The following is a 3176-nucleotide window of genomic DNA, read 5'->3' on the forward strand; positions in this document are numbered from 1 at the left end:
GCGTTGGCGCAGCACGCATTGGCCTGAAGAGACAACGGACGCACGATGACCGCTCCCACCGCCACGCTCCAGCTTCGCGTTGCCGAAGCGCGCCAACTCAATCCGCTGATCCGCATGCTGCGCCTCTGCGCCGAAGACGGCCGCGCGCTGCCCGRCTTTGCGGCCGGCGCGCACATCCGCGTGCAGGTCTCGCTGCCGGACGGCAGGACCGACTGGCGCCACTATTCGCTGATCAACTTTGCGACGGCGCGCAACGCCACCAATGCGCCGACGGAATACGTGATTGCCGTGCGCAAGGAGGCCGAGGGCCGCGGCGGCTCGCGCTTCATGCACGAAGGACTGAACGAGGGCGACACGCTCGCCATCGAGGCACCGAAGAACGACTTTCCGCTGCACACTGGCCCCGGCGGCTCGGTGCTGGTGGCGGGTGGCATCGGCGTCACGCCGCTTGCCACCATGGCCGCACGCCGCCGCGCCGAGGGTGCCCCGGTGCGCATGCACTATGCCGGCCGCAGCCGCGAGCTGATGGCCTTCCTGCCCGAGCTGCAGGCGCTGCTTGGCGACGACCTGCGCGTGCATGCCGACGCCGAAGCCGGCGCGCCACTCGACATCGACGCGCTGCTCGACGGCGTGCCCGCCGGCGACCGCCTTTACGTCTGCGGCCCCAAGGTCATGCTCGACGCCGTGCTGGCCCGCACCCAGGCGCGTGGCTGGGAACACGACCGCGTGCACTTCGAGCTCTTCACCGAGCCGGTCGCGGAAGAAGGCGACCAGCCCTTCGAGGTGGAGCTTGCCCAATCGGGCCAATGTTTCACCGTGCCGGCCRGCCAGAGCATCCTCGACTGCCTGATCGAGCACGGCTGCGACCCGATGTTCGACTGCAAGCGCGGCGAATGCGGCGTGTGCGCCGTGCCCGTGCTCGAAGGCGAGATCGACCACCGCGACTACGTGCTGACCGCGCGCGAGAAGGCGGAGGGCAACGTGATGCAGATCTGCATCTCGCGCGCCAAGGGTGCGCGCCTGGTGCTCGACATCTGAAAGAGGAGCCACGAGAACCATGACCTCGTACCGAGACAACCCCGATGCGATCCGCGCGCTGGTCCAGGACGACCGCGTGCACCGCGACCTGTACACCAGCCAGGAGCTGTTCGAGCTGGAGCAGGAACACTTCTTCGCCAACACCTGGAACTACGTCGGCCACGAGAGCCAGCTGCCCAAGCCCGGTGACTGGATCAGCAACGAGATCGCCGGCCGCCCGCTGATCGTCGTGCGCCACTCTGATGGCAGCGTGCGTGCGATGATGAACCGCTGCGCCCACAAGGGCTCGCGGCTGGTGAATGGGCCTTGCGGCAACACCGGCAAGTTCTTCCGCTGCCCGTACCACGCCTGGACCTTCAAGACCGACGGGTCGCTGCTGGCCATTCCGCTCAAGACCGGTTACGAGAACACCGCGCTGCACGCGTGCGAATCGGCCAAGGGCCTGACGACGCTCAAGCACGTGCGAAGCCACCGTGGCTTCATCTTCGTGAAGATCAGCGATGCGGGGCCAGGCTTCGACGACTACTTCGGCGATTCGCTGAGTTCCATCGACAACATGGCCGACCGCTCGCCCGAGGGCGAACTGGAGATTGCCGGCGGCTGCCTGCGCTTCATGCACCAGTGCAACTGGAAGATGTTCGTCGAGAACCTCAACGACACCATGCACCCGATGGTGGCGCACGAGTCGTCGGCCGGCACCGCCAAGCGCATGTGGGCCGACAAGCCCGAAGACGAACCCAAGCCCATGGCGGTGGAGCAGTTCGCGCCCTTCATGTCCGACTACAAGTTCTTCGAGGACATGGGCATCCGCACCTACGACAACGGCCACAGCGCGCAACCAGTACCGCGCGTGGGTGCAGCGCATGACGGAGACGATGTGATGGCCGGCACCGAAGTCACCCGCCAGGACCTGATCGACTTCGTCGTGAACGAAGCGCACCTGCTCGACACCCGCCGCTACGAGGAGTGGAACGCACTCTTCACCGACGATGCCTTCTACTGGGTGCCRCTGGTGCCCGACCAGGAAGACGGCCTCAACCACACCTCGCACCTCTACGAGGACAAGCTGCTGCGCGAACTGCGCATCGAGCGGCTCAAGAGCCCGCGCGCGTTTTCGCAGCAGCCACCGAGCCGCTGCCACCACCTGCTGCAGGTGCCGGTGGTCGAGGCTTTCGATGCCGAGGGCAACCGCTTCGTGCTGCGCACCGAATTCCACTACACCGAATCGCAGGGCGACGAGCTGCAGTTCTATGTCGGCACCTTCTTCCATCACCTCACGCTGCAGGACGGCGCGCTGCGCATGACGCTCAAGCGCGTGAACCTGCTCAACTGCGACGCGGCGCTGCCGGCCGTGCAGCTTTTCATCTAAGGACGCGATGCAACACGCCACCGTCCATCAAGTTTTTGCGGCGACTGCCGAGCGCACGCCGGAGGCTGAGTTTTTGTTCACCGAATCGGTGACTGCGGCCGCCTACGGCATTGCGGCCGGCGCCATTCACTGGGGCGAAGCCTCGGCTGAGGTCGAGCGCCTTCGCGCGGCCTATGCGCAAGCCGGTTATGGGCACGGCCACCGCGTCGGCCTGCTGCTGGAGAACCGGCCCGCGTTCCTCTTCCACTGGTTCGCGCTCAATGCCCTCGGTGTGAGCGTGGTGCCGATCAACGCGGAGATGCGTTCGGCCGAACTGGTCTACCTGATCGGCCACAGCGAAATCGGCCTGGCCGTGACGCTGCCCGAGCGCGCGAACGATCTGCGCGCAGCCGCTGCGCAAGCTGGCGTGGTCTTCGAGACGATGGGCCCCGACGATGAGGTGCCGCATGCGAWGACCATCGCACCGCGCGCCCATGAGCCGATCGGCGCAGGCACCGAATGCGGCCTGCTCTACACCTCCGGCACCACCGGCCGCCCCAAGGGCTGCATCCTGAGCAACGCCTACTTCCTGCGCGCCGGCGAATGGTATGCGGCGCTCGATGGCGTCTGCAGCATCCGCCGCGACACCGAGCGCGTCATCACGCCGCTGCCGCTCAACCACATGAATGCGATGGCCTTCTCCACCATGGTGGTGCTGGTCGCGGGCGGCTGCCTGGTGCAGCTCGACCGCTTCCATCCGAAGACCTGGCTCGCCAGCGCACGCGAAAGC

The 3176-nt window shown here is 66.7% G+C and carries 3 protein-coding genes; all 3 read left to right on the top strand.

Annotated elements, in window-relative coordinates; genetic code table 11:
• The first annotated feature begins 45 nt into the window (after positions 1-45).
• A complete protein-coding gene (locus tag AC1DOC_RS31880; RefSeq protein ID WP_478131358.1) occupies positions 46-1038 on the top strand; it encodes a PDR/VanB family oxidoreductase in 993 nt (330 codons plus the stop codon).
• A gap of 19 nt (positions 1039-1057) precedes the next feature.
• Positions 1058-2407: an aromatic-ring-hydroxylating dioxygenase subunit beta gene (locus AC1DOC_RS31885; protein WP_478131359.1), complete on the top strand. Its 1350-nt coding sequence runs from the start codon at positions 1058-1060 to the stop codon at positions 2405-2407.
• Between the two features lie 7 nt (positions 2408-2414).
• Positions 2415-3176: AMP-binding protein (locus tag AC1DOC_RS31890; protein ID WP_478131360.1), on the top strand; the 762-nt coding region annotated here is incomplete at its 3' end.

The sequence above is a fragment of the Variovorax sp. 01T439_2 genome (assembly GCF_056398445.1).